25 protein-coding genes and 1 pseudogene are annotated in these 25483 nt (G+C 66.8%); 15 read left to right on the top strand and 11 right to left on the bottom strand.

Going from position 1 to position 25483, the window contains the following annotated elements:
- Window position 1: 1 nt before the first annotated feature.
- The 3 genes from BR47_RS0127490 (at window position 2) to BR47_RS0127480 (ending at window position 3767) form a co-directional block, all read left to right on the top strand.
- The gene (locus BR47_RS0127490) at window positions 2-1087 is read left to right on the top strand and encodes a MarR family transcriptional regulator (protein WP_036428023.1); all 1086 of its coding nucleotides are present in this window, start codon (window positions 2-4) and stop codon (window positions 1085-1087) included.
- A gap of 127 nt (window positions 1088-1214) precedes the next feature.
- Complete coding sequence (locus BR47_RS0127485; protein WP_020099023.1) at window positions 1215-1829, top strand: TetR/AcrR family transcriptional regulator; 615 nt, start codon at window positions 1215-1217, stop codon at window positions 1827-1829.
- Between the two features lie 69 nt (window positions 1830-1898).
- Window positions 1899-3767: a S9 family peptidase gene (locus BR47_RS0127480; protein WP_029121444.1), complete on the top strand. Its 1869-nt coding sequence runs from the start codon at window positions 1899-1901 to the stop codon at window positions 3765-3767.
- Between the two features lie 67 nt (window positions 3768-3834).
- Here BR47_RS0127480 and sucD read toward each other — a convergent pair whose 3' ends face one another.
- On the bottom strand, window positions 3835-4737 hold the full coding sequence (sucD, locus tag BR47_RS0127475; RefSeq protein ID WP_020099021.1) for a succinate--CoA ligase subunit alpha: 903 nt from the start codon (window positions 4735-4737) through the stop codon (window positions 3835-3837).
- 15 nt (window positions 4738-4752) lie between these two features.
- Window positions 4753-5916 carry an ADP-forming succinate--CoA ligase subunit beta gene (sucC, locus tag BR47_RS0127470; protein ID WP_029121443.1) on the bottom strand — a complete coding sequence of 388 codons (1164 nt, stop codon included), beginning with the start codon at window positions 5914-5916 and terminating at the stop codon, window positions 4753-4755.
- Window positions 5917-6185: 269 nt separating this feature from the next.
- On the opposite strand from sucC, the gene BR47_RS0127465 reads away from it, so the two are divergent.
- Both BR47_RS0127465 and BR47_RS0127460 read left to right on the top strand, forming a co-directional pair.
- On the top strand, window positions 6186-7280 hold the full coding sequence (locus BR47_RS0127465; protein WP_029121442.1) for a M23 family metallopeptidase: 1095 nt from the start codon (window positions 6186-6188) through the stop codon (window positions 7278-7280).
- 3 nt (window positions 7281-7283) lie between these two features.
- On the top strand, window positions 7284-7997 hold the full coding sequence (locus BR47_RS0127460; RefSeq protein ID WP_502685834.1) for a hypothetical protein: 714 nt from the start codon (window positions 7284-7286) through the stop codon (window positions 7995-7997).
- Window positions 7998-8063: 66 nt separating this feature from the next.
- On the opposite strand, the gene pcrA is transcribed toward BR47_RS0127460, so the two are convergent.
- Window positions 8064-10412 carry a DNA helicase PcrA gene (gene pcrA / locus BR47_RS0127455; protein WP_029121440.1) on the bottom strand — a complete coding sequence of 783 codons (2349 nt, stop codon included), beginning with the start codon at window positions 10410-10412 and terminating at the stop codon, window positions 8064-8066.
- Between the two features lie 232 nt (window positions 10413-10644).
- Here pcrA and BR47_RS0127450 point away from each other — a divergent pair, with 232 nt between their 5' ends.
- Window positions 10645-10938, top strand: a complete 294-nt coding sequence (locus tag BR47_RS0127450; protein WP_020099016.1) for a chorismate mutase — start codon at window positions 10645-10647, stop codon at window positions 10936-10938.
- Between the two features lie 162 nt (window positions 10939-11100).
- Here the strand turns inward: BR47_RS0127450 and BR47_RS0127445 are convergent, their stop codons facing one another.
- Window positions 11101-12549, bottom strand: a complete 1449-nt coding sequence (locus BR47_RS0127445) for an NAD-dependent succinate-semialdehyde dehydrogenase (protein ID WP_029121439.1) — start codon at window positions 12547-12549, stop codon at window positions 11101-11103.
- A gap of 50 nt (window positions 12550-12599) precedes the next feature.
- On the opposite strand from BR47_RS0127445, the gene pgi reads away from it, so the two are divergent.
- Window positions 12600-14264, top strand: a complete 1665-nt coding sequence (pgi, locus tag BR47_RS0127440; protein WP_029121438.1) for a glucose-6-phosphate isomerase — start codon at window positions 12600-12602, stop codon at window positions 14262-14264.
- A 51-nt stretch (window positions 14265-14315) separates the two neighbouring features.
- Here the strand turns inward: pgi and BR47_RS0127435 are convergent, their stop codons facing one another.
- Window positions 14316-15065, bottom strand: coding sequence for an SDR family oxidoreductase (locus tag BR47_RS0127435; protein WP_029121437.1), 750 nt, complete (start codon window positions 15063-15065; stop codon window positions 14316-14318).
- A 45-nt stretch (window positions 15066-15110) separates the two neighbouring features.
- Here BR47_RS0127435 and BR47_RS0127430 point away from each other — a divergent pair, with 45 nt between their 5' ends.
- Window positions 15111-15671, top strand: coding sequence for a chorismate mutase (locus BR47_RS0127430; protein WP_286154337.1), 561 nt, complete (start codon window positions 15111-15113; stop codon window positions 15669-15671).
- 1 nt (window position 15672) lies between these two features.
- Here the strand turns inward: BR47_RS0127430 and BR47_RS33925 are convergent, their stop codons facing one another.
- Both BR47_RS33925 and BR47_RS33920 read right to left on the bottom strand, forming a co-directional pair.
- Window positions 15673-16146 (bottom strand): zinc finger domain-containing protein, encoded by a 474-nt coding sequence (locus tag BR47_RS33925; protein WP_231387951.1) that lies wholly within the window; start codon window positions 16144-16146, stop codon window positions 15673-15675.
- Between the two features lie 147 nt (window positions 16147-16293).
- Window positions 16294-16536: pseudogene (locus BR47_RS33920) on the bottom strand (DNA-formamidopyrimidine glycosylase family protein); the annotation flags it as partial.
- Window positions 16537-16576: 40 nt separating this feature from the next.
- Here BR47_RS33920 and BR47_RS0127420 point away from each other — a divergent pair.
- A complete protein-coding gene (locus BR47_RS0127420; protein ID WP_029121434.1) occupies window positions 16577-18361 on the top strand; it encodes an FUSC family protein in 1785 nt (594 codons plus the stop codon).
- A 50-nt stretch (window positions 18362-18411) separates the two neighbouring features.
- Here the strand turns inward: BR47_RS0127420 and BR47_RS0127415 are convergent, their stop codons facing one another.
- Both BR47_RS0127415 and cobF read right to left on the bottom strand, forming a co-directional pair.
- A complete protein-coding gene (locus BR47_RS0127415; RefSeq protein ID WP_029121433.1) occupies window positions 18412-18807 on the bottom strand; it encodes a phage holin family protein in 396 nt (131 codons plus the stop codon).
- The gene (gene cobF, locus BR47_RS0127410; RefSeq protein WP_029121432.1) at window positions 18804-19550 is read right to left on the bottom strand and encodes a precorrin-6A synthase (deacetylating); all 747 of its coding nucleotides are present in this window, start codon (window positions 19548-19550) and stop codon (window positions 18804-18806) included. Before cobF ends, BR47_RS0127415 begins: the two co-directional genes overlap by 4 nt.
- A gap of 115 nt (window positions 19551-19665) precedes the next feature.
- Between cobF and BR47_RS0127405 the strand changes: the two genes are divergently transcribed.
- Window positions 19666-20862: a diiron oxygenase gene (locus BR47_RS0127405; RefSeq protein ID WP_029121431.1), complete on the top strand. Its 1197-nt coding sequence runs from the start codon at window positions 19666-19668 to the stop codon at window positions 20860-20862.
- Window positions 20863-20921: 59 nt separating this feature from the next.
- On the top strand, window positions 20922-21797 hold the full coding sequence (locus tag BR47_RS0127400; RefSeq protein WP_020099006.1) for an LLM class flavin-dependent oxidoreductase: 876 nt from the start codon (window positions 20922-20924) through the stop codon (window positions 21795-21797).
- A 4-nt stretch (window positions 21798-21801) separates the two neighbouring features.
- Here the strand turns inward: BR47_RS0127400 and BR47_RS0127395 are convergent, their stop codons facing one another.
- Entirely contained in the window at window positions 21802-22161 is a 360-nt protein-coding gene (locus tag BR47_RS0127395) for a DUF5709 domain-containing protein (RefSeq protein ID WP_020099005.1), read from the bottom strand.
- Between the two features lie 100 nt (window positions 22162-22261).
- Window positions 22262-23422, bottom strand: a complete 1161-nt coding sequence (locus BR47_RS0127390) for an acyl-CoA dehydrogenase family protein (RefSeq protein WP_020099004.1) — start codon at window positions 23420-23422, stop codon at window positions 22262-22264.
- Window positions 23423-23513: 91 nt separating this feature from the next.
- Here BR47_RS0127390 and BR47_RS0127385 point away from each other — a divergent pair, with 91 nt between their 5' ends.
- From BR47_RS0127385 to rnhA, 4 genes are all read left to right on the top strand, one after another.
- The gene (locus BR47_RS0127385; RefSeq protein WP_020099003.1) at window positions 23514-24092 is read left to right on the top strand and encodes a TetR/AcrR family transcriptional regulator; all 579 of its coding nucleotides are present in this window, start codon (window positions 23514-23516) and stop codon (window positions 24090-24092) included.
- Complete coding sequence (locus BR47_RS0127380) at window positions 24089-24709, top strand: hypothetical protein (protein WP_029121430.1); 621 nt, start codon at window positions 24089-24091, stop codon at window positions 24707-24709. The genes BR47_RS0127385 and BR47_RS0127380 overlap by 4 nt, the downstream gene beginning before the upstream one ends.
- Before the next feature lie 107 nt (window positions 24710-24816).
- Window positions 24817-24996 (top strand): helix-hairpin-helix domain-containing protein, encoded by a 180-nt coding sequence (locus BR47_RS0127375; RefSeq protein WP_029121429.1) that lies wholly within the window; start codon window positions 24817-24819, stop codon window positions 24994-24996.
- Window positions 24993-25457: a ribonuclease HI gene (gene rnhA, locus BR47_RS0127370; protein WP_029121428.1), complete on the top strand. Its 465-nt coding sequence runs from the start codon at window positions 24993-24995 to the stop codon at window positions 25455-25457. The genes BR47_RS0127375 and rnhA overlap by 4 nt, the downstream gene beginning before the upstream one ends.
- The last annotated feature ends 26 nt before the right edge of the window (window positions 25458-25483 follow it).

The following is a 25483-nucleotide window of genomic DNA, read 5'->3' as shown; positions in this document are numbered from 1 at the left end:
GATGACTCATCCCGCCTTCTCCCCGGGCACCGTCGACCCCGACGAACTCGACGCCCGCACCGTCGGGCGCGGGCCCCTGCTGAAGCGACTGACGGATCGCATCGTCAGCTCCGCGCAGGACGGCTCCCGGCCGCACACCTTGCTCATCGCCCCTCGCGGTGCCGGTAAGACCCACACGCTTCGGGTCGCGATCCATCGCGCGCTGAAGCAGCGTAAGGCCGCCAAAGCCACTCTGCTGCTGGCACTTCCAGAGGACGCCCTGGCCATCGGCAGCTATCCGGACCTGCTCGTCGAACTGCTGCGCACGCAGGGACCGGACACATACGAACGAGCGCAGGAGCTTCGCGGCGACGCACTGGAGCTGGAACGGGAAATCCTCGACCTGGCCGCGGGCCGCATGGTGCTGGTCGCGATCGAGAATGCCGACCGCATCTTCGATGCCATCGGCGAGGCAGGTCAGGGCAGCTTTCGCGCCTGGGTCGAAACATCCACCGCCGTCCTGGTTTTCGCGACGGCACCGGCGTTGTTCCCGGCAGTCTCGTCCCGCACCCACCCGTGGTATGGCTCGTTCATCATCGAGGAACTACCTGACCTCGCTAACGCTGACGTCGCCGAGCTCCTCACACAGCACGCCCGCGCGCGCGAATTGGCCTCGTATGTCGAGACTTCCGAGGGCCGGGCCAAGATCGACGAGGTGGCCCAGATCATCGGCTGGTCACCGCGTAGCTGGCAGATCATCGCCGAGACCGTCGACCGCGCCGCACTGGAAAGCGTCACTCCCGCTGCCCGCGCGGTATTGGAACAGCTGACGCCGCACTACCAACAACTCCTCTGGCAGCTTCCGGCCGGCGAACAACGCCTGATCGTCGAACTGGCGCGCGCCGACGGCGCCCGGACTGTCACCGATCTCGCTGCCGCCGTGGGCATTTCGAATCAGTCGGCGTCCGCGGCGCTGGGCCGCCTCACCACCGGCGGCTGGGTCCACGCTGCAAAAGCAGACTCCGGCGATCGCCGCGCCACCTGGTACGACCTCAGTGATCCGCTGCTGCGGAACTACTTGCACTACCGCGAGCGACGCCAACACTGACGCCGTGAGCGGGCCGCCAGAGCACACACATGGCAGAGGTGCGATCAGCGGCGGCGACCCGACTCCTTGACGAACCTGTCACTTAGTGACACAGTTGGACTGTCACTAAGTGACAGAAGGGAGGGCTATGAGCGACAAGCAGGACCAGGCGCGGCTTGCGGTGTCGCGCATTGCCTGTGCCCTGTTCTGGGAACGGGGCGTCGCCGGAACCAGCGGTGACGACATCGCCGCGGCCGCCGGACTCTCCACCCGCACCATCTGGCGCTATTTCCGCAGCAAGGAGAGTTGCGTCGAACCCCTGCTCGCCAAGTCAGCCGACCGGTTCGTGGCGAGCGCCCGGCGCTGGCCGCATGAGCTGTCGTTGTCGGAACACCTTGCGGCAGATGCCATTACGCATCCGCTGTCACCGCAGGACATCGAGGACGAGCTCAGCGCGATCCGGCTGGCGACCATGACAGCATCCGACCCCGCGCTGCGCACTGCGTACCTGATGGTCCATGACCGCATGGAGCAGGGACTCATCCCGGTCATCGCCGACCGATTGGGCTTACCCGACGACGATCTCACCGTCCGCCTGTGCGCGGCGGCCGTCACGGGCGCCTTCCGGGTCGTCGACGAAGACGTGAGCAGGGCAATCGTGGTCGACGGCAAGAAAGTCAGCCAGGAGGAGGCGCTGACGCTCATGGACCGGGCGATCCGCGAAGCCACCAACGGCAGGCTGGGCGGCCCAGTCAAGCGCTGAATATCCCGCATTTATCACGAGCCGGCGATGCCGGCCCGTCGAACAAGCTTGTCCAAGAGAGGAATTCCCATGGCATTACCCGAACTCATCTCGGTCGAAGACCTTTTCGGCGCACCCGAGCGCACAGCGGCGACGATCTCGCCCGACGGAACCAGGATCGCGTACCTGGCACCGTGGAAGAACCGTCTGAACGTCTGGGTGCAGGACGTCGAAGACGACGCGACAGCGCGGTGCGTCACGGCCGACGAAACGCGCAGTGTGTACATCTACCGGTGGACCGACAACCCACGATGGATGCTCTACATGCAGGACACCGGAGGTGACGAGAACTGGCATGTGTACCGCATCGACCTGGAGAACCCCGATACGCCCGCGGTGGACCTGACCCCGTTTCCCGGCACGCGAGCGAGTTTCGAACTGCCGAAGAGGTTGCCGGGGAAGGCCATCGTGCAGCTCAACAAGCGCAATCCCGAACTGTTCGATGTCTACGAACTCGACATTGCCACAGGCGAACTCACGCTGCGCGCGGAGAATCCCGGCAACGTCGTCAACTGGCTGAGCGGGCCGAGCGGCGATCTGTTCACCAATACGCTGACCGCCGAAGGCGACGTCGAGATCTCGCATTGGGACCCGGCAACGAGCACGCTACGTCCGGTCAAGGTCTACGACGGCAGCGACTACCCGGTGGGCATCTTCCCGGTCACCGTCACGCCGGACGGCACGGGCATCTGGCTCCCCTCCTACGAGAACAGTGACCGGTCTCGACTGGTCGTGGTCGACGTCGCTGACGGCACCGAGACCGAGATCGACAGCCACCCGACATTCGATCTGGGTAACCAGATGGTCCTGCCCTCACCGTTCATCCTCAGCCAACGGACCGGTGATCTGATCGGCGTCCGCTACTACGGCGAACGTCAGGTCATCCACCCGCTGGACCCGAATTTCGCTGCGGTGCTGGAGAATTTGGTCAAACTCTCGGACGGCGACCTCGCCGGCATGTCGTCCGACGACAGCGGTCAGCGGTGGGTGGTCAGCTTCACCCATGACCGTGATCCGTGGGCCACCTACCTCTACGACCACTCGACTGGCGAAAGCCGGCTGCTGTTCCGGCCTTACGCACGTCTGGATCCCGATGCGCTCGCCCCTATGACACCCGTGACCATCACGTCGCGCGACGGGCTGGACCTGCATGGGTATCTGACGCTGCCGGTCGGGATCGAACCCGTTGGGCTGCCGTTGATCCTGCTGGTCCACGGCGGTCCGTGGGCGCGCGACTGCTGGGGCTTCCAACCCGATGTCCAACTGCTGGCCAATCGCGGATATGCGGTGCTGCAGGTGAACTTTCGCGGCTCGACGGGCTACGGCAAGGCCTTCACCAAGGCCGCGATCGGGGAATTCGCGGGCAAGATGCACGACGACCTGATCGACGCCGTGGACTGGGCCGTCAAGCAGGGCTACGCCGATCGGGACAAGGTGGCGATCTACGGCGGCTCGTACGGTGGCTACGCCGCGCTGGTGGGCGTGACGTTCACCCCGGACGTGTTCGCGGCGGCCATCGACTACGTCGGGATCTCCAGTCTCGCGAACTTCATGCGCACCCTGCCCAACGTGGCCCGGCCCTTTCTTGCCACCAACTGGCACACGTACGTGGGCGACCCCAATGACCCTGCGCAGGAGGCCGACATGCTGGCCCGCTCCCCCATCACCAAGGTGGATCAGATCCGCACACCACTGATGGTTGTCCAGGGCGCCAACGACTCTCGCGTCGTGCAAGCAGAATCCGACAACCTCGTCGAAGCATTGCGCGCCCGCGGAGTCGAGGTCGAGTACATGGTCAAGGCCGACGAGGGACACGGATTCCTCAACCCCGACAACCAGATCGACATGAACCACGCCGTCGAGCGCTTCCTCGCCAAGCACTTGGGCGGTCGCGTCTGACCGCACATTCGCCGCGAAACACAACAGGCCCCCACCAGAAGGTGGGGGCCTGTTGTGCAGAAAGGAATTACAGCGACTGCAGGATCTCGCGAGCCAGTGCAGCGGTGGCCGACGGGGTCTTGCCGACCTTCACGCCGGCAGCCTCGAGGGCTTCCTGCTTGGCGGCGGCGGTGCCCGACGAGCCCGAGACGATGGCGCCGGCGTGGCCCATGGTCTTGCCCTCCGGAGCGGTGAAGCCCGCGACGTAGCCGACGACCGGCTTGGTGACGTTGGCCTTGATGTAGTCGGCGGCACGCTCTTCGGCGTCGCCACCGATCTCGCCGATCATCACGATGACCTTGGTCTCGGGGTCCTTCTCGAACGCCTCGATGGCGTCGATGTGGGTGGTGCCGATGACCGGGTCGCCGCCGATGCCGATGGCGGTCGAGAAGCCGAAGTCACGCAGCTCGTACATCATCTGGTAGGTCAGGGTGCCGGACTTGGAGACCAGACCGATCGGGCCCTTGCCGGTGATGTTGTTCGGCGTGATGCCGACCAGCGCCTCACCGGGGGTGATGATGCCCGGGCAGTTGGGGCCGATGATGCGGGTCTTCTGACCCTTCTCGACGTTGTAGGCCCACGCGTACGCGCTGTCCTGCACCGGGATGCCCTCGGTGATGACAACCAGCAGCGGGATCTCGGCGTCGATGGCCTCGATGATGGCGTCCTTCGAGAACGCCGGCGGGACGAAGGCGATCGACACGTCGGCGCCGGTCTCCTTCATGGCCTCGGCCACCGTGGCGAACACGGGCAGCTCGATGTCGTTGCCGTCCTTGTCGACGTGCGAGACCTTGGTGCCGGCCTTGCGGGCGTTCACGCCACCGACGACCTGGGTGCCGGCCTTCAGCATCAGCTTGGTGTGCTTGGTGCCCTCGCCGCCGGTGATGCCCTGGACGATGACCTTCGAATCCTTGTTCAGGAAGATAGACATAAGTTGTTGGCTCCCTTACTTGTTCGCCAGCTCGGCGGCTTTGTCGGCACCGGAATCCATGGTCTCGGCCTGGATCACCAGCGGGTGGTTGGCCTCGGCCAGGATGCGCCGGCCCTCTTCGACGTTGTTGCCGTCGAGACGGACGACCAGCGGCTTGTTGGCCTCGTCGCCCAGCATTTCCAGAGCCTTGACGATGCCGTTGGCAACCGCGTCACACGCGGTGATGCCACCGAAGACGTTGACGAAGACGCTCTTGACCTGGCTGTCGTTCAGGATGACGTCCAGACCGGCGGCCATGACCTCGGCCGAGGCGCCACCACCGATGTCGAGGAAGTTGGCGGGCTTCACGCCGCCGTAGTTCTCGCCGGCGTACGCGACGACGTCCAGCGTCGACATGACCAGACCGGCACCGTTACCGATGATGCCGACGGCGCCGTCGAGCTTGACGTAGTTGAGGTCGTGCTCCTTGGCCTTGAGCTCGAGCGGGTCGGTGGCTTCCTTGTCCTCGAACTCGGCGTGGCCGGGCTGACGGAAGTCGGCGTTGGCGTCCAGGGTGACCTTGCCGTCGAGGGCGAGGATCTGGTCGTCCGGGGTGCGAACCAGCGGGTTGACCTCGACCAGGGTGGCGTCCTCGGCGACGAAGACCTCCCACAGCTTCTGGATGGTCACGGCCGCGGCGTCGAGCACCTCGGCGGGCAGGTGGCCCTTCTCGGCGATCTCACGAGCGAAGGCCAGGTCAACGCCCTTGACAGCATTGACGGGAACCTTGGCGAGACGCTCCGGCTTGGTGGCGGCGACCTCTTCGATCTCCATGCCACCCTCGACCGAGCACATGGCCAGGTAGGTGCGGTTGGCGCGATCGAGCAGGAAGGAGATGTAGTACTCCTCCGCGATGTCGCTGGCCTCGGCGACGAGCAGCTTCTTGACGATGTGGCCCTTGATGTCCAGACCGAGGATGTTCTGCGCGTGCGTGAGGGCGTCCTCCGGGGTGGCGGCGTACTTCACGCCACCGGCCTTACCACGGCCACCGACCTTGACCTGAGCCTTGATCATGACGGGCTTGCCGATCTCCTCGGCGATCGCCTTGGCGTCATCGGCGGACTCGGTGACCCGGCCCGGTGTAGTAGGGACGTTGTGCTTGGCGAACAGCTCTTTCGCCTGGTACTCGAAGAGATCCATGAGCTCTGAGAAATCCCGTTCTGTCTGCGTTGACGGTTGAATTCACTTCAGCATTGGGCCGCACTGGCTCGCTCGGCACTTTAGCCACGTACTAATGAGTAGCCAGCACCGCCTACTACCCATGTGGTACATCTCACCTGAGAGCAACCAGTGAGGCAAATCACAGTTCCCGGCCAATGACACCTATAGGTTGCCAATCGGTTCTGATTTTCAGTACCGTCATGGGCGGTCTCGGTAACGGTACGGTCACGGAGCAAAGGAATTTTCGGTTGGCTGAGCACGATTCGTCTGGTACTCCCCTCGGAGAGGCGACGAACGCCGGCAACACTGAGAACGCTGCCCGCACCACCATCAAGCTCTCCCGCGCTGTGAGCCCTGCCGAAGTGACCGACATCATCCCGTTCAACGAGTTCGGCGACCTGCACGATCTGGACCTTTCTGAGAGCGCTTTCGACCGCGATTCCCGCGTCAACGCCGCCCCCGAGCTCGACGATCTGAACGACACCGACGACGAAACTCCCCTGACCCTGACAGTTCCGGCCGAATTCCGGCAGCCCGAGGGCGCTCAGCGCCTCTCCGCGAGCGCCTACCGCGACAGCCACACCGACACCAGCAACGGTCTCGACGACACGGACGTCATCGATCTGCGCGCGAGCCGTGGCACTCACCGCAAGCCTGAGCCCGCCAATGGCGTGAAGGGCCGCCTGGTCGCCGCCGCGATGGCCGTCGGCGCCACCGCCGCCGCCGGGTACTCGATGATGACCAGCGCCGACCAGCCGACCAGCACAAAGCTGGCCGCTGACCAGGTCATCCGCGCGGACGGATCGACCGGATCCTCAGATGGCCTCCAGATCGTCAACGTCGAACCCGCCGCTTCCTCCGGCGCGGTGCACGCCCAGGAGCTCGCCAATGGCGCAGCGTTCGCACAGGAGCGCGCCGAGCGCGAAGCCCGGCTGGCCCGCCCGCTGTTCGTGATGCCGACCAAGGGCGTTTTCACCTCCGGCTTCGGTTACCGCTGGGGCGCACTGCACGGCGGCATCGACATCGCCGGCCCGATCGGCACGCCGATCGTCGCCGTATCCGACGGCGTCGTCGTCGCCGCGGGCCCGACCGCCGGTTACGGCGCCTGGGTCAAGGTCCGCCACTCGGACGGGACCGTCACGCTGTACGGCCACGTCAACACCTGGGTCGTCTCGGTCGGCCAGCGCGTTTTCGCCGGCGACCAGATCGCCACCATCGGCAACCGCGGCAACTCGACCGGCCCGCACTGCCACTTCGAGGTGCTCCTCGGCGGCAGCCAGCGCATCGACCCCGTGCCGTGGCTGGCACAGCGTGGCCTGAGCCCGGGTAACTACGTCGGCTGATTCGTGACGGACGACAACAACGCCGACGGGCCAGCCCAGACGCATTCGTCCGACCCCACCCAATCTTTCGGACGCCAGTCTGACGACGAACCCAGAACGGGGTTGATCCGGCGTGCGCCGACGGGTGCCATTCCCGTCGCCGACGCACCGGCGACCAGCATCATCCGCCGCACACCAACCGGCGCCATTCCCATCGCCGATGCACCTCCGACGAGTGTCATCGAGCCCGCGACCGGCCTGATCCGGGCCGAGGATGCACCTGCGACCACGTTCATCCCGGCCTCGGGCCCCGCTCCGGCAGCGGCTCCCGCTCCCGAGTCCGCTCCGACGCCGGCACCGAAGCCGCCGCCCGGCCCATTCGCCGCCTGCGCCACCGCCACCGCGTGCATCTTGAGTGGCTGGGCGACGGCCGTCATCGCCACCTCCCTGATCGCCGGGTGGTGGCGCACCGATCCGCTGTTCTGCGTCGCCATCGGTTTCCTCGCCGCGGTCGGCTGCGGCGCCACCATCGGCGGGCAGATCGCGGTCCTGCTGCGGCGCCGCACAGGCCGGGTCGTGGTGGTGGTCGGTGCCTTGGTGACGCTGGTGATCTTCGCCAGTTTGTTCGTCGCCGGGGCCCAACTGCCGCCGATCGTCTACGGCATCCCGGTGCTGCCGATCGCCAGCATGGTGCTGGCGATGCTGCCCGTTACCGGACGCTGGTGCACCAAAACCTGACGCACCGAAGCGATTCCGGCTAAAAATCAGGGAGATCGCACCGTCCGACTTTCGCGCGCGCCGACGCTAAAGCTTCTGCACCGGAGCGTGGTTGTGCATCAGTTTGACCCGGCCGGAGCTGCCGAAGTCGATGAGCGACATGGCCGACTCGCCGACACCACTGACCTCTTCGACGCGGCCCAGGCCGTACTTGTCGTGCGTGACGCGGTCACCTGGTGAGAGCACCACCAGCGGCTTGTTGCGGTTCGGCGCCGGCCGCATGGGCGACGGACGTCCACCACCGAGACCACCACCCGATCCGCCGGACCCGTAGCCCCGCGGCGCCGACAACGATGGTGGCGGCTCGACGCGACGCCAGTCGATCAGCTCCTGCGGAATCTCCTGCAGAAAGCGCGATTCCGGGTTGAGCATGGGCTGCCCCCACGACGAGCGCACCTTGGCGCGGCTGAGATACAGCCGCTGGCGCGCCCGGGTGATGCCGACGTACGCCAGCCGGCGTTCCTCGGAGAGTTCGGTCGGGTCACCGAGGGCGCGCATGTGCGGGAACATGCCGTCTTCCCAGCCGGTCACGAACACCACGGGGAACTCGAGGCCCTTGGCGGTGTGCAGCGTCATCATCGTGACGACGCCGTCGCCGTCTTCGGGGATTTCGTCGGCGTCGGCCACCAGCGAGACGCGTTCCAGGAACGCGGCCAGCGCTCCGGTGTCGGGCACGTCCTCGTCCAGTTCCTCTTCCTGCAACGCCTGTGCGTTGGCCAGGTCGGTGCTGAATTCGTGTGCGACGCTGACCAATTCGTTGAGGTTGTCCAACCTCGCCTGATCCTGCGGGTCACTGGACGCCTCCAGCTCGCGGCGGTAGCCCGTGCGGTCCAGCACCGTCTCGACCAGGTCGCCCAGCTCGCCGTCGAGCCCGCCGCGCAGGCTGTCCATGAGCTCCACGAAGCTGGCGATCGCCTTCTCCGATCGGGAGTTCAGCATCGGTACCCGGCCCTCGGCCGCGGCTTGCAGCGCGTCACTGAAGCTGGCGCCGGTGTTCTCGGCGTACACCGCGACGCAGGCTTCGGCGCGGTCACCGATGCCGCGGCGCGGGGTGTTGAGAATGCGTCGCAGGCTCACCGCGTCGCCCGGATTGTCCAGCACCCGCAGGTACGCGACGATGTCGCGAATCTCCTTGCGCTCGTAAAAGCGCATGCCCCCAACGACTTTGTACGGGATACCGGCCCGGATGAAGATGTCTTCCACCGACCGCGACGAGTTGTTGGTGCGGTAGAACACCGCGACGTCGCCGTAGCTGAACTTCGTGTCGATCCCGCTGCCCTTGGTGGTCAGCGCGTCGATCTCCTCGGCGATGAACCGTGCCTCGTCGTGCTCGTTGTCGGCGACGTAGCCGACGATCAGCTCACCCTCGCCGGCGTCGGTCCACAGCTTCTTGTCGCGTCGTCCGGCGTTGCGGCTGATGACCCCGTTGGCGGCCGACAGGATGTTCTGCGTGGAACGGTAATTCTGTTCCAGCAGAATGGTTTTCGCGTTCGGGAAGTCGCGCTCGAAATCCTCGATGTTGCGGATCGTCGCGCCGCGGAAGGCGTAGATGGACTGGTCGGCGTCACCCACCACGCACAGTTCGGCAGGCGGGACTTGATTGTTACTGTCGGCGCCTTCCGCCAAATGGTGCCCGACGAGCTCGCGCACCAGCACGTACTGGGCGTGGTTGGTGTCCTGATATTCGTCGACCAGGATGTGCCGGAAACGGCGCCGGTAGTACTGCGCGATCTGCGGAAAGCTCTGCAGCACAGCGACTGTCTCGCCGATCAGGTCGTCGAAGTCCATGGCGTTCGCGGCCCGCAGCCGGCGCTGGTATTCGCCATACACCTCGGCGACGATGCGCGGCAGGTCCTCGTCGGCCTCGGACGCCTCTGAGGCGGCCTGCAGCGGGTCGATCAGTTCGTTCTTCAGGTTCGAGATCGCGGTGGCCAGCATGCGCGGTGAGTACCGCTTGACGTCGAGGCCCAGGTCCTTGCCGACCATCATCAGCAGCCGGCGCGAGTCGTCGGCGTCGTAGATGGAGAAGTTGGAGTTCAGCCCCGGCAGCAGCGAGGCCTGGTTCCGCAGGATGCGGACGCAGGTGGAGTGGAACGTCGACACCCACATGGACTTGGCGCGCGGACCGATCAGCTGGACGACGCGCTCACGCATCTCGGCGGCAGCCTTGTTGGTGAACGTGATGGCCAGGATCTGGCCGACGCCGACGTCGCGATTCGCCAGCAGGTAGGCGATGCGCCGGGTCAGCACCGCGGTCTTGCCCGAGCCGGCACCGGCCACGATCAGCAGCGGCGAACCCTCGTGCAGCACCGCTGCACGCTGCTGCGGATTGAGGCCGTCGAGAAGCTGATCGATGTCGGGGGCTGTGCTCGTCATATCAGCTCAAACTTACCGCCGGGGTGCGACAAGCCACGCATTTCCCCGGTCGCTTCGCTCGCCTCTTTGCGCTGGCACCGGCCGGGATGGCACACTCAAAACGTGCTCAATGCGCAGCAGCGATTTTTCTACGGGTACCGGACGCCGGTACCCGGGGTTTAGCTGCTTCCCTTCAGCCCCGTGGTCCGCATCCGGATCCGGGGCTCGTTTGTTGTGTGAGGCCTGAATTCGGATGACACCAGAATCCACCAACAGCGAGGAAACCATGTCGACCGAAACTGAACTCCCCAACATCGACGAGCTCCGCCTGGAGATCGATGAGCTGGACGCCACCATCCTGGCGGCCGTCGCCCGTCGCACCGAGGTCTCCAAGATGATCGGCAAGGCCCGGATGGCCTCCGGCGGCACCCGGCTGGTGCACAGCCGCGAGATGAAGGTCATCGAGCGCTACAGCGAGCTGGGCCCCGAGGGCAAAGACCTCGCCATGCTGCTGCTCCGCCTGGGCCGCGGACGCCTCGGCCACTGACCAGACTTCCCGCGAGCGGCCGTGTCTGCACGGCGACACGCCGACTTCGGTGTGTGGTTTGCGCACCCTCGCGGCTGGTGAGCGGCCCCATTTGTACAAGCAACCACGGCGTGTTGCGTACAGACACGGCCGCTCGCGCCAAGGGTGAGGGGCGGCTAGGCGTCAGGGGGTCAGGGCGATGTACTTGGTGTCGAGGTATTCCTCGATGCCTTCGGTGCCGCCCTCGCGGCCGAATCCTGACGACTTCACTCCGCCGAACGGCGCCGCCGGGTCCGATATGACTCCGCGGTTGACGCCGACCATGCCGGATTCCAACGCCTCGGACACCCGTAGCGCCCGGTCCAGCGACTGCGTGTAGATGTAGGCCGCCAGGCCGTACTCGGTGTCGTTGGCCGCGGCGATCGCCTCGTCCTCGGTGTCGAAGCCCGTCACCGGGGCGACGGGCCCGAACACCTCTTCCTTGAGGATGCGGGCGTCCGCGGGTACATCGGCCAGGACCGTCGCGGGATAGAAGTAACCCGGCCCGCCCGGTGCCGTGCCGCCGACCGCGACGGTCGCGCCGCGCGACACCGCGTCGGACACCAGGTCGGTGACGGTGCCGACCTGCTTGGCGTTGATCAGCGGGCCGAGCGTCGCGTTCTCGTCCAGGCCGTTGCCGAGCGTGAACTCGCTCATCCGCTGCACCAGCTTCGTCGTGAACTCCTCCCGCACCGCGTTGGCGACGTGGAATCGGTTGGCCGCCGTACAGGCCTCGCCGCCGTTGCGCATCTTCGCGAGGATCGCGCCGTCGACGGCGGCATCGATGTCGGCGTCGTCGAACACCAGGAAGGGCGCGTTGCCGCCGAGTTCCATCGACATGCGGAGCAGCTTCTCGCCGCCCTGCTGCACCAGCGCCCGGCCGACGCCCGTCGACCCGGTGAAGGTCAGCTTCCGCAACCGACCGTCGTCCATGAGGGCCTTGGTCAGCTCGCCTGGGCTGGTGGTCGGCAGCACGGACAGCACGCCCTTGGGCAGGCCGGCGTCGGCCATCAGTTTGGCCAACAGCAGCATGGTCAGCGGGGTTTCGGCAGCGGGCTTGACCAGCATGGTGCAACCGGCCGCCAGGGCCGGGCCGATCTTGCGAGTACCCATGGCCAGCGGGAAGTTCCACGGCGTCACCGCATAACACGGGCCGACGGGCGACTTGGTGACGACGATGCGCCCGGTGCCGGCCGGGCTCGGGGTGTAGCGGCCGCCGATGCGGACGGCCTCTTCGGCGAACCAGCGGAAGAACTCGGCGCCGTACTTGACCTCGCCGCGGCTCTCGGCGAGCACCTTGCCCATCTCGAGCGTCATCAGCGTGGCCACGTCCTCGGCCCGGGCGGTGATGGTCTCGAACACCGACCGAAGGATTTCGCCGCGCTCACGGGGCGGAGTTGCCGCCCACTCCTTTTCGACGGCCGCCGCGGCGTCGAGTGCGGCGATGCCGTCCTGCGGCGTGGCGTCGGCGACGCGCGCGATGACATCCTCGGTAGCCGGGTTGTGCACTTCGAACGTGGATTGACCGACGCGCTCCTCACCGCCGATCCAGAGGCCAGTTGGGACAGACGACAACAGCGCGGCGATGTCCATACACCCATCATGTACGGCGGCGTTTCCTGCGTCACACTAGGGTTTGAGGCATGGCTGATCACACTCCCGCTGCCGACATCACCACCACCTCAGCCTGGAAGGCGCTCAGCGCGCACCATGCCGCGGTCGAGGCGACCACGCTGCGCGAGTTGTTCGCCGACGACCCGGACCGCGGCCGGGAGCTGACGCTGACCGTCGGCGACCTGTACATCGACTACAGCAAGCACCGCGTGACAAGGGAAACCCTTGCGCTGCTGCTCGATCTGGCCCGGGCAGCCGGTCTGGAGGAGCGGCGCGACGCCATGTTCGCCGGCGAACACATCAACACCTCCGAGGACCGCGCCGTGCTGCACACCGCGCTGCGGCTGCCCCGTGGCGCCTCGTTGGTGGTCGACGGCCAGGACGTGGTCGCCGACGTACATTCCGTGCTCGATGCAATGGGGACATTCACCGATAAGTTGCGCAGCGGTGAGTGGACCGGAGCCACCGGGCAGCGCATCACGACCGTCGTCAACATCGGTATCGGTGGTTCCGATCTGGGGCCCGTGATGGTCGACCAGGCCCTTCGTCACTACGCCGACGCGGGTATCTCGGCCCGGTTCGTGTCGAACGTCGACCCGGCCGACCTGGTGGCCAAGCTCGACGGACTCGACCCTGCCACAACGCTTTTCATCGTCGCCTCCAAGACGTTCTCGACGTTGGAGACGCTGACGAACGCCACTGCCGCCCGGCGCTGGCTCGTCGCCGCGCTGGGTGACGACGCGGTCGCCAAGCACTTCGTCGCGGTATCGACCAACGCAAAGCTGGTGTCCGAGTTCGGCATCGACACCGCAAACATGTTCGGGTTCTGGGACTGGGTCGGTGGCCGCTACTCCGTGGACAGCGCCATCGGGCTCTCGGTGATGGCCGTCATCGGCAAGGAACGGTTCGGCGAATTCCTGGCCGGCTTCCACCTGGTCGACGAGCACTTCCGCACCGCGCCGCTGGAAGCGAATGCGCCGGCGCTGCTCGGCCTCATCGGCCTGTGGTACTCGGATTTCTTTGGGGCACAAGCACGTGCGGTGCTCCCCTACTCCAACGACCTCGCCCGGTTCGCGGCCTACCTGCAGCAGCTGACCATGGAGTCCAACGGCAAGTCGGTACGCGCCGACGGCAGCCCGGTGACGACCGATACCGGCGAAATCTTCTGGGGCGAGCCGGGAACCAACGGCCAGCACGCCTTCTACCAACTGCTGCACCAGGGCACCCGGCTGGTGCCGGCCGACTTCATCGGGTTCAGCGAGCCGACCGACGACCTGCCCACCGCTGACGGCACCGGCAGCATGCACGACCTGCTGATGAGCAACTTTTTCGCCCAGACCCAGGTGCTGGCGTTCGGCAAGACCGCTGAGGAGATTGCGGCGGAAGGGACGCCGGCCGACGTCGTCCCGCACAAGGTGATGCCCGGAAACCGGCCCACCACTTCGATTTTGGCGACCAAGCTGACGCCGTCGGTGGTCGGTCAGCTGATCGCGCTGTACGAGCACCAGGTCTTCACCGAGGGCGTCATCTGGGGCATCGACTCGTTCGACCAGTGGGGTGTCGAGCTCGGCAAGACGCAGGCCAAGGCGCTGCTGCCGGTCATCACGTCCGACGCCTCGCCCGCCCCGCAGTCCGACAGCTCGACCGACGCCCTCGTGCGTCGCTACCGCGTCGAGCGCGGCCGCGTTTCCTAGGGATTTGTGCACGATTTTCCGCGGCCGGCGCGGAAAATCGTGCACAAATCCCTAGGCGAAGTACTTGGTGAAACGCGGCGGCACCAGCTTCATCACCTCGACCAGCGGCCACCACGGCCAGCCGGGGACGACGGCGCGGCCCTTCTCCTTCTCGATGGCGTCGACCATGGCTTTCACGCCGGTCTCGTTGTCGACCATGAGCATGGTCGAGTTGGACTTGGCCGTCATCTCCGACTCGATGTAGCCGGGCTCGAGGACCGTGATCTTGAGGGGTCCGGACGGGTACTCGGCGCGCAGCGACTCACCCAACGACGTGACGCCGGCCTTGCTCGCGGCATACGCGGCCTTGAATCCCGGCACCCCGACGTTGCCGAGCACCGACGACACCAGGACCAGGTGGCCCCTGCCCGCGGCCTTGAACATCTCCAGCGCCGTTTCGATCTGCACCAGCGCCGCAACGAGATTCGTCTCGATGGTCGCCTTGTTCGCCCACAGCTTGCCGCCGCCCAGCGGGTAGCCCTTGCCGATGCCGGCGTTGACGATGACGCAGTCGATACCGCCCAACTGATCGGACAGCTCCTCGAACACCTTGGGCACCTGGTCGTGGTCGTTGACGTCCAGCGCCGCGATGGCCACGGTGACCCCGGGGTACTGCGCCGTCAGTTCGGCCTTCAGTTCTTCGAGGTTGTCCAGCCGGCGGGCACACAGCGCGAGGTCGCGGCCCTTGGCGGCGAACTGCCGGGCCATACCGGCGCCCAGGCCCGAGCTCGCGCCGGTGATGAGGATTTTCTGCCGAGTCATGCCTGCAGCGTAACCAACTCGACACCTGTCAAGAAAGGTCGGATGATGCAGGATCGAAGGATGAAGCTCGCCGTCCTGCTGGTCGCCGTCGTGGGCATGACGTCGGTGCCCCTCGCCCACGCCTACGACGACCCGCTGTTCCGGTTGGTCGACACCGCCGCTCAGCGGCTGCAGACCGCCGATCCGGTGGCCGCGGTCAAGTGGATCAACGGTGGCTCGATCGAAGACCCCGCACGGGTGGAGCAGGTGCTGAAAGCCGTCGGCGCCCAGGCCACAGCGTCGGGTACCGACCCGGAGTTCGTGCAGAAGGTGTTCACCGACCAGATTCACGCCACCGAGGGCATCGAATACCTGCGGTTCAGCCAGTGGAAGTTCGATCCGGCCGCGGCGCCGACCACCGCCCCGGATCTGTCCGAATCACGCACGGCGATAGACGGTTTCAACCACACCATGGTCGCCGAGCTGGCCGCACAGCAGGGCATCCTGCACGGTCCGGGCTGCGCCGCCGCGGTCGATACTGCCCGCACACAAGTCACCATGAACCGGCAACTCGACCCGCTGTACCAGCAGGCGCTGGTGGCAGCGACCAAGAACTACTGCAGCTGAATCACTTGAGCAGCTTGGACATCCGGCGGTCGGCCAGCACCTTGCCGCCGGTCTGGCACGTCGCGCAGTACTGAAAGGACTTGTCCGCGAAGGACACTTCCCGGACCGTGTCACCGCACACCGGGCACGGCAGCCCCGTGCGGGCATGGACCCGCAGCCCAGAGCGCTTCTCCCCCTTGAGGGTTGCCGCCCCCTGCCCGACCGATCGGGTCACGGCATCGGTCAGCACCGAGATCATCGCGTCGTGCAGCGCACTCAGCTGTTCGGCCGTCAGCTTGCCCGCGGTCGCGAACGGCGACAGTTTGGCCACGTGCAGGATTTCGTCGCTGTAAGCGTTGCCGATCCCCGCGATTACCCGCTGGTCGGTGATGACGTTCTTGATCCGGCCGGTGTTGCCGGCCAGCACCGCGCCCAATTCCGCCGGCCCGAGTGACAGCGCGTCCGGGCCCAACGTGGCGATCTGCGGCACGGCCAGCGGGTCGTTCACCAGCCAGACCGCCAGCCGCTTCTGGGTTCCCGCCTCGGTGAGGTCGAAACCCGGTGCCTCACCCGGTTTTCCGAGATGCACCCGCAGGGCGATCGGCCCCTTGCCCGGTTTCAGCGGCGCGGCCGCCAGCTTCTCCGACCACCGCAACCAGCCCGCCCGTGACAGGTGGGTGATCAGGTGCAGGTCGCCGACCTGCAGCCCGAGGTACTTGCCCCAGCGGTTGGCACCCGTCACCTCCAAGCCGTACAACGCGGTCGGTGGCGGGTCGAAGGTTTTGAGCACCGAGAAGGCGGAGACATCGATGCGGCCCACCGGCAGTCCGACCGCATGACGACGCAGGTGATCGGCGAGCGCCTCGACCTCGGGAAGTTCCGGCATGGGTTCAGGCTAGCGACTGGATGTACCGCATGCTGTACACATGGCAGACCGCTCGGCACCCGCCCCGGCCACCAATCCACTGCGACGCATCCTGGTCATGAATACTGTGCCGCGCCGCTGGCCGTTCGCGCTCCGGGCCTCGATCTGCATGGTGGTGCCGATTCTCGCCGGGTGGGCAGCCGGCGATGTGTCGGCCGGGCTGATCGCCACCATCGGTGGATTCACGTCGCTGTACGGCAGCGGGCGCCCGTATCTCAACCGCGCGATGTATCTCGGCGCCATCGCCGTCTCGTTCGCGGTGGTCGTGGCGCTCGGCGACTGGGCGGCGGCAACCCCGTGGTCGGCGGTGCTGGCGGTGACCGTGATCGCGATGGTTGCCGTCCTGATCTGCCAGGCCCTGTCGGTCGGACCGCCCGGTGCCTACATGCCGGTGCTGGCGTGCGCGGCTGCCGTCGGGATCGCGGCCGAGCACCTCAGCCCGTGGCGGCTGGGCGCGCTGGTGCTGGCCGGCGGCGCGTTCGCCTGGGTGGTGCACATGGCCGGGGTACTGGTCCGTCCGCGCGCGCCGGAACGCGCCGCGGTCGCCGCTGCCGCCGAAGCGGTGGCCACCTACATCGAGACCTCATCACCCGACGCGCGGCACCGCGCCGCGCAGCTGCTGCACGAAGCGTGGATCACGCTCGTCACGTTCCAGCCCGTCCACCCCAAGCCCGATGACGCCCTCTATCGGCTGCGGATGACGAACCGCCGGCTGCACGTGTTGTTCGCCGAAGCCATGGCGGCCGCCGACCGCGGCCAACCACTGTCCGTCGACGACGCCGCGCGGGCCCGGCAGCTGGGCACGGTGCCCGACGACATCGGCGGCAGTTTCGAGGGCCTGATCCCGCTGGGACGGCCGTCCGTCGCGACGCTGCTGCGCCGTGCGGTGACGCCGGGGTCTCCCGCCCTGACCGCGGCACTGCGCACCGCGGTCGCCGTCGCGATCGCCGGCACCGTCGCCGTCGGTCTGAACATCGACCACGCGTACTGGGCCATGGCGGCGGCGGTGCTGATGCTGCATCAAGGCTTCGATTGGCGGCGCACCGTACAACGCGGCATCGAACGCACCCTGGGCACCTGGCTCGGCCTGGTGCTGGCGGGCGGTGTCCTGATCGCCGCGCCGGGCGGACCGTGGCTCGCCCTGATCGTCGGCACGCTGCAGTTCGTCATCGAGATGTTCGTGGTGCGTAACTACACCGTCGCGGTCATCTTCATCACGCCCGCGGCCTTGACCATCGCGTCGGGCGGACACCACATCGCCGACGTCCCCGCCATGCTGCTCGCCCGCGGCATCGACACCGTGATCGGTTGCGCGGTGGCACTTCTGGTGTTGTGGGTGACGCGGCGCGGCCATCCCGCGGCGCGCCCCGCCGAGTCGATCGCGGCCACGCTGGACGCCGTCGCGGTCGTGGTCGGCCATCTGGCCGCAGGTCAGGTGACCACCGATCAGGCCCGCAACGACCGTCGCGACCTGCAGCTCCGCGCGATGGCCATGCTTCCGGTCTACGACACCGCCATCGGCGGTTCACCCCGGAGCCGCGTTGCGGCAGAACGGCTTTGGCCGACGATCGTCGCGACGGAGCAGCTCGCCTACCGGACGCTCGCCGCGGGCTGGGCCACCGAGCGATCCGAAGCGCCGATCACCCCGGACGCCGCCGCACAGCTGACCGCGACGCTCGCCGACCTGGCCGACGCGGTCCGCACCGGACGCCCGGCAGCCGACATCACCGAGCCACCGGCGTTCGGCGCCAACGAGTTACGCGCGATCGAGGCGTCGCTGACGTAGGGTTTGTGCACGATTTTCCGCGCCGACCGCGGAAAATCGTGCACAAATCCCTAGCTCTCGACGGCGCGCTGCACCAGACCCAGCGCCCAGCCGACGATCGACAGCAGGATCGCCGCCCAGATCGCGGTGAACCAGAACTGGTCGATGCCCAGGCCCCAGTGCGTGGTGTTCTCGGTGATCCACGAGGTGATCCACAGCATCCAGGCGTTGATGACGATGTGGATCAGGCCGAGGGTGAGGATGTACAGCGGGATCGCGAACAGCTGCACGATCGGCTTGATGATGGCGTTGACCAACCCGAAGACGAACGCCACCACCAGGATGATGCCGACGCGCTCGAGTTGGCCGGCGCCCACGGGGAAGACGAAATAGATCCCCGACACCATGCGCGTGACCAACCACAACGCCAGGCCGGTCACGCAGGCCCGCAGCAGCAACGATTTCATGCTGTCGATTCTGCCCGCAGCAGATAGGTGTCCATGATCCAGCCGTGCCGCGTCCGGGCCTCGGCGCGCTCCCGGGCGATCCGTTCCCCGACCTCGCCGACGGTGCCGGCGATGAGCATCTCGTCGGGCGTGCCGAGGTAGGCGCCCCACCAAATCCGGTTCTGCGGTGGGCATTCCAGGAACGAGCACTCGCCGTCGAGCATCACCACCGCGGCGCCGGCCAGCCCGTGCTCACGCAGCTGACGCCCCGTCGTGATCAGCACCGGCTCGCCAATGTCGTTGAGCGGGATGCGATGTCGAGCCGTGAGAGCCTGGATGGCCGTGATGCCGGGGATGACGTCGAACTCGAACTCGACGTGTTCGGCGACGCGGTCCAGGATGCGCAGCGTGCTGTCGTAGAGCGACGGGTCGCCCCACGCGAGGAAGGCGCCGACGCCGTCGGGCCCCAGTTCGGTCTCGATGGCCTCCGCCCACAGCCGCGCTCGTGCGGCGTGCCATTCGGCCACCGCTTCGTGGTACTCACGATCTTTGGCCCTCACCGGATCCGGCAGCGCCACGAACCGGTAGGCCGGGTCTTCGATGAAACGCTCACAGATCAGCCGGCGCAGCGCGACGAGGTCGTCCTTGGTGTCGCCTTTGTCCATCGCGAAGAACACCTGCGTGTCGTTGAGCGCCGCGACGGCTTGAGCGGTGACGTAGTCCGGGTCGCCGGCACCGATACCGATGACGTGGATTGTGCGCATCCGCGAAGGCTAGCGGCCCGCGACGGCCCAACTTTTATCCAGTACCGCAGGTATTGACTACCTCTGGTATCGGACGTAGCTTCGGATTACAGACACTTTCGAAGGGATGTCAACGATGACAGCTTCGGTCAAAGGCCAGACGACGCGCGCGGAATTCGCCGAACGCCTGCTCAAAGGCTCGGTGCGCAAGTCTTACGCGCCGATCGTCGACATCGACTGGGACGCGCCGATCGACCCGGACGAGTACTTCCTGCCACCGAAAGTGGTGTCGCTGTACGGCACCCCGCTCTGGGAGTCGATGAGCCGGGCCGAGCAGATCGAGCTGTCCCGCCAGGAACTGGTCAACACCCTGTCGGCGGGCATCTGGTTCGAGAACATCCTCAACCAGGCCCTGCTGCGCAAGGCGATGCATCAGGACCCGACCGCGAGCGCCACCCACTACGAGCTGACCGAACTCGGCGACGAAACCCGCCACATGGTGATGTTCGGCAAAGCCATCGAGAAGGTGGGCGCCGACCCCGTACGGCCCAAGTGGTATCAGCGCACCATCATCAACATGCTGCCGTTCGCCTTCCAGGGCTCGGTGCTCTGGGTGGCGGCGCTCATCGGCGAGGAGATCTTCGATTCGCTGCAACGCAGGATGATGGACGATCCCGAGCTGCAGCCCATGGTGCAGCGGCTCATGCGAATCCACGTCACGGAAGAGGCCCGGCACATCCAGTTCGCCCGCGACGGCCTGCGCAAGCGCGCGCCGGAGATGTCGTGGCCCAAGCGCTTCTGGATCGGCAACCTCAACGGTGTCGGCGGCCTGTTCTTCCGGTTCCTGTTCACCAACAAGGTGCAGTACCGCCGCGTCGGACTGGACGCGCGGGCCGCGCGCCGGATGGCGCGGACGTCGCCGCACCGGATCGAGACACAGATCGCCGGGTTCGCGCCGCTCGCGTCGTTCCTGGAGGAAGTTGGACTCCTCGGCCCCATCGCACGGCGGATGTGGCGGCGGAGCGGGTTCCTGCCCGGAGGTCCGGTGGCGCCTGCGGCGCGGGCGGAGATCGCCGAGGCCGAAGACCTGTACGACGGACCCGCCACCATCGACGGCCGCGACGTCCGGGTCCGGCTGGCCGGACACCTCGATCCGATCGACGGCCAGTACCACTGGCGTGGAACGGTTTTCGAGACGCTCGACGAACTGCCCCGCACTGCCGTCACCGTGGCGGTGGGCGAACGCACCGCGACGGCACGCGTCACCGAGCGCAGCCAGCAGGGCGGCTACGCCATCAGCGGCACCGGCTTGCCGCCGTTCCCGCTGAACTGACGACCACTGAATGGGCCGTACCCGGTCCATGAAACTAGAACACGTTCTAGTATCGCTTCATGAGGTTCACCTACGCCGAAGCGATGACCGATCCGAAGTACTACATCCCGCTGGCCAAGGCGGCCGACGAGGCCGGCTACCACGCGATGACCATCCCGGACAGCATCGCGTACCCGTTCGAGTCCGACTCGTCGTACCCGTACACCGCCGACGGCAGCCGCGAGTTCCTCGACGGCAAGTCGTTCATCGAGTCGTTCTCGTTGATCGGGGCCCTGTCGGCCGTCACGACCAAGCTGCACTTCAACATCTTCGTGCTGAAGCTGCCCATCCGGCCGCCGGCCTTGGTGGCCAAGCAGGCCGGGTCCCTGGCCGCACTCTTCGACAACCGCCTGGGCCTGGGCGTCGGCACCAGCCCGTGGCCGGAAGACTACGAGGTCATGGGCGTGCCATTCGCCCGCCGCGGCAAGCGCATGGACGAGTGCATCGACGTCATCCGCGGCCTGACGCAGGGCGACTACTTCGAGTACCACGGCGAGTTCTACGACATCCCCAAGACCAAGATGACGCCCGCGCCGACCAAGCCGGTGCCGATCCTCGTCGGTGGTCACGCCGATGCCGCGCTCAAGCGTGCCGCCCGCAACGACGGCTGGATGCACGGTGGCGGCGACCCGGCCGACCTCGACCCGCTGCTCAAGAAGCTCGCGCAGTACCGGGAATCCGAGGAGCGCATCGGGCTGTGCGACGAGTTCCAGATTCACGTGATCTCGATCGACGGCTTCACTGTCGACGGCGTGAAGCGCCTGGAAGACAAGGGCGTCACCGACGTCATCGTCGGCTTCCGCGTGCCCTACATCATGGGCGAGGACACCCAGCCGCTCGACGAGAAGATCAAGCACCTGGAGATGTTCGCCGAGAACGTCATCGCCAAGGTCTGAGCGGCTATTCGTCGATGACGTGGACCGCGGCCTCCTCGGCGGAGGCCGCGCTCCCGTCGATGCCGACGTCCCCGGCGAGCAGCTCACCGTCCTGCTCGCCGGCCACGAGCCGACCGGACCGCTGGTCACCGACCTCGTCGTCGCCCCACTGCTCGTCGGGATCGTCAACATCGTCAAGCTGCAGTGCCGGGTCCGGCTCTTCCTCGGCGAGCAGTTCATCGAGGGTCTCGTCATCCCGGGGCTCGCGCCACTCGTCCGGCGGCGAGTAGCCCTCGTCCAGCAGGTCGTCGACGCCGCGGTCGATCAGCATGTCCTCCTGCGTCAGCTGATCGTCATCCTCGTCGGTGTAATCGCCTGAGCTCATGGCCCCAGAATGCCACCGAACGGCCCCTTTCGCGAGCAGACACAAATGTCCCCGACACGGCGAGGTGTCGGGGACATTTGTGTCTGCTCGCGGAACGGGATCACAGCGTGCGGCTGATGATCTCCTTCATGATTTCGCTTGTGCCGCCGTAGATCTTGTTGACGCGCGCCGCCGCGTAGGCCCGGCCGATCGGGTACTCCATCATGTACCCGTACCCGCCGAAGAACTGCACACAACGGTCGACGACGGCCACGGCCCGGTCGGCGGCGATTAGCTTGCCCATGGACGCGATCGCCGGATCGTTGTCGCCGTCGATCAGGGCCTGCACGCAGTAGTCCACGGTGGTCTTGATGGACAGCACCTCGGCCTTGAGCTCGGCGAGCTGGAATCGGTTGTGCTGGAAGTTGATCAGCGGTTTGCCGAAGGCCTCGCGCTGCTTGGTGTACTTGATGGCCTCCAGTACCGCGGCCTCGGCCATGCCGGCGCAGATCGAGCCGATGACGAGCCGCTCGCGCGCCAGCTGCGACATCAGCTGGTAGAAGCCCAGGCCTTCCTGCTCACCGAGCAGGTTGGTGACGGGCACGCGCATGTCGGTGAAGAACAGCTCGCGGGTGTCCTGGCCGTGCTGACCGACCTTCTCCAGCACCCGGCCGCGCTCGAAGCCCGGCAGGTCGTTGACCTCGGCGACGATCAGAGACACCCCGGCCGCCCCCTGAGTGGGATCGGTCTTGGCGACGATCACCACCATGTCGCACAGAGATCCGTTGGAGATGAATGTCTTTGAGCCGTTGATGACGTAGTGGTCACCATCACGGATGGCGGTGGTGCGGACGGCCTGCAGGTCAGAACCGGTGCCCGGCTCGGTCATCGCGATGGCCAGCACCGTCTCGCCGCTGATGATCTTCGGCATCCAGCGGGCCTTCTGCTCCGCGTTGCCGTAGGTGTCGATATAGTGCGCCACGATCGGCGAGTGCACCGACCAGCCCGAGGCCGAATCATGGGCCAGCGCAAACTCTTCGGCCACCACGGCCGAGAACCCGAAGTCGCCGCCCGCACCGCCGTACTCCTCGGGCAGGTCCAGGCCCAGCAGGCCGGCGTCGCCGAGCTTGTTCCAGAACTCCCGGTCGACCTGGTGGTTCTTGGCCCACCGCTCCTGGTTGGGCGTCGCCTCCTTGGCGAGGAACGCCGCCGCGTGCTGCCGCAGCTCGCGGTGCTGATCGGTCTCCCAGCTGGCCCGGTACTTCGGGAAAAGCTCTGACATTGGTCCACCTCGCTAAATTTCGCGCTATACAACTGTATAGGCCACTGTTCATGTGTACAGTACATTGATCTGGTTGCCGACGGGAGGTCTGATGGTTGATCCGAGGGCAACTGTCGACGACCTGACAGCCAAGGCACGCATCCGCAACACCGCGCTGGACCTGTACGCCAAGCATGGCGAAGACCGAATCTCGTTGCGCGCCATCGCCGCCGAGGCCGGCGTCGCGGTCGGCCTGGTGCAGCACCACTTCAAGACCAAGGCCGGCCTGCGGAACGCGGTGGACCAGCTGGTGGTCGACTACTTCGCGGGCGCCCTGGCCGAGGTGCCCGAAGACGCCTCCACCGCAGTGCGCGACGCCGCGGTCCGCGACATGCTGCGGGCCAATCCGGCGGTGGTCGACTACGTGCGCCGCGCCCTGCTGCAACCGAACGTCGCCGACAGCCACCTGGTCGACGTCATCGTCGACCTGACGCAGCGCGAGGTCCGAGCGGCCCGCAAGACCGGTCGCGCCTCGACCACCCGCCGCGAGAACACCCAGGTCGTCGCCGTGCTGGCCCGGCAGATGGGCGAACTACTGTTGGCGCCCATGGTCGATGCGGTGTGGGCACGGGTGGCGCCGGATACGAAGCCGCCGCGGCTTCGGGTGACGGTCGACGAGGCCGGCCAATGACCGTCACCGTCGATGAGTTCGAGGTCGCGGACACCGCCGACGCGTGGACCGCGGCCGGCTTCACCGTCGACCCCGACGACGCGTGCCGGATCGGCGGCGTCCGTATCCGGTTGGTCGGACGCGAGCGTGGCACGGGCATCGTCGGATGGGCACTGCGCGGCGTGCCGTCCGACCAGCCGCTCGACGGTATCCCCACCACGCGATCGGTCGCGCCGCCGCCGACGCCTGCCGAGCATGCCAACGGCGCCGTATCGGTCGACCACGTCGTGCTGCTGTCCCCCGATCTGAAGCGGACCGTCGCAGCGCTGGCGGCCGTCGATGTCCACCCGCGCCGGGAACGGGACGGCCAACTCGGCGGCCGGCCGATGCGGCAGATCTTCTTCCGTCTGGGTGAGGTGATCCTCGAAGTCGTCGGCTCGCCCGACGCCACGGGAGACGGCCCGTCCGCGTTGTGGGGGCTGACGTACGTCGTGCAGGACATCGACGCGACCGCCGCGTTCTTCGGCGACCGCACCGCGCCGGTCAAACCGGCGGTGCAACCCGGACGCCGGATCACCACGCTGCGACATCAGGAATTCGGGATGTCGGTCCGCACGGCGATGATCTCCGGGCACTGAGCGCCGACGCAATGTCCTTCTGAGCGCGCCGATAAACGTATATGCGGTTAGCGACGCGCTCAGCCTGACGTTGTGATCGAGCCGGCCCGGGACGCTAACCTCACTCCATGACCGACCGCGGCCCCGTCTTCGACGGCATCTCGATCGGCCGACCCGCTACCGGCGCACTCATCGACGCCGGTTACCACTCTGTCGCGGACCTGCCGGCTGATCTCGATGAGCTTCTCGCCCTGCATGGTGTCGGACCGAAGGCTGTACGACTGCTCCAGGAGGCACGCCAGTCATGAGCGACGACGTCGTGGTCATCCACACCGACGGCGGCTGCCGTCCCAACCCCGGCCCCGGCGGCTGGGGCGCCGTGCTGCGCATGCGCCATCACGTGCGCGAAATGTTCGGTGGCGAGGCCGGTGAAACCAGCAACAACCGCATGGAGCTGACGGCACCCATCATGGCGCTCGAAGCACTGACGCGGCCCGTCGTCGTGCACCTGCACACCGACAGCACCTACGTCCGCAACGGCATCACCAAATGGGTCCACGGCTGGGAACGCAACGGGTGGATGACGGCGGCGAAGCAGCCCGTGAAGAACGTCGACCTGTGGAAGCGGCTGCAGGCCGCGTGCGCACGGCATGAGGTCGAGTGGTTCTGGGTGAAAGGGCACGCCGGCGTCGCCGACAACGAATTGGCCGACCAGCTGGCGACGCGCGGCCTCGAAGAGGCTGTCGCCGGCGCACTCTGCGGACCGTGATTTGTGCACGAAAATCCGCGGTGGGC

The sequence above is a fragment of the Mycobacterium sp. UNC410CL29Cvi84 genome, assembly GCF_000686745.1.
GTDB lineage: Bacteria > Actinomycetota > Actinomycetes > Mycobacteriales > Mycobacteriaceae > Mycobacterium > Mycobacterium mucogenicum_B.
The sequence above is the reverse complement of the archived record's forward strand: the minus strand, read 5'-3'. Positions and strand labels throughout refer to the sequence as shown.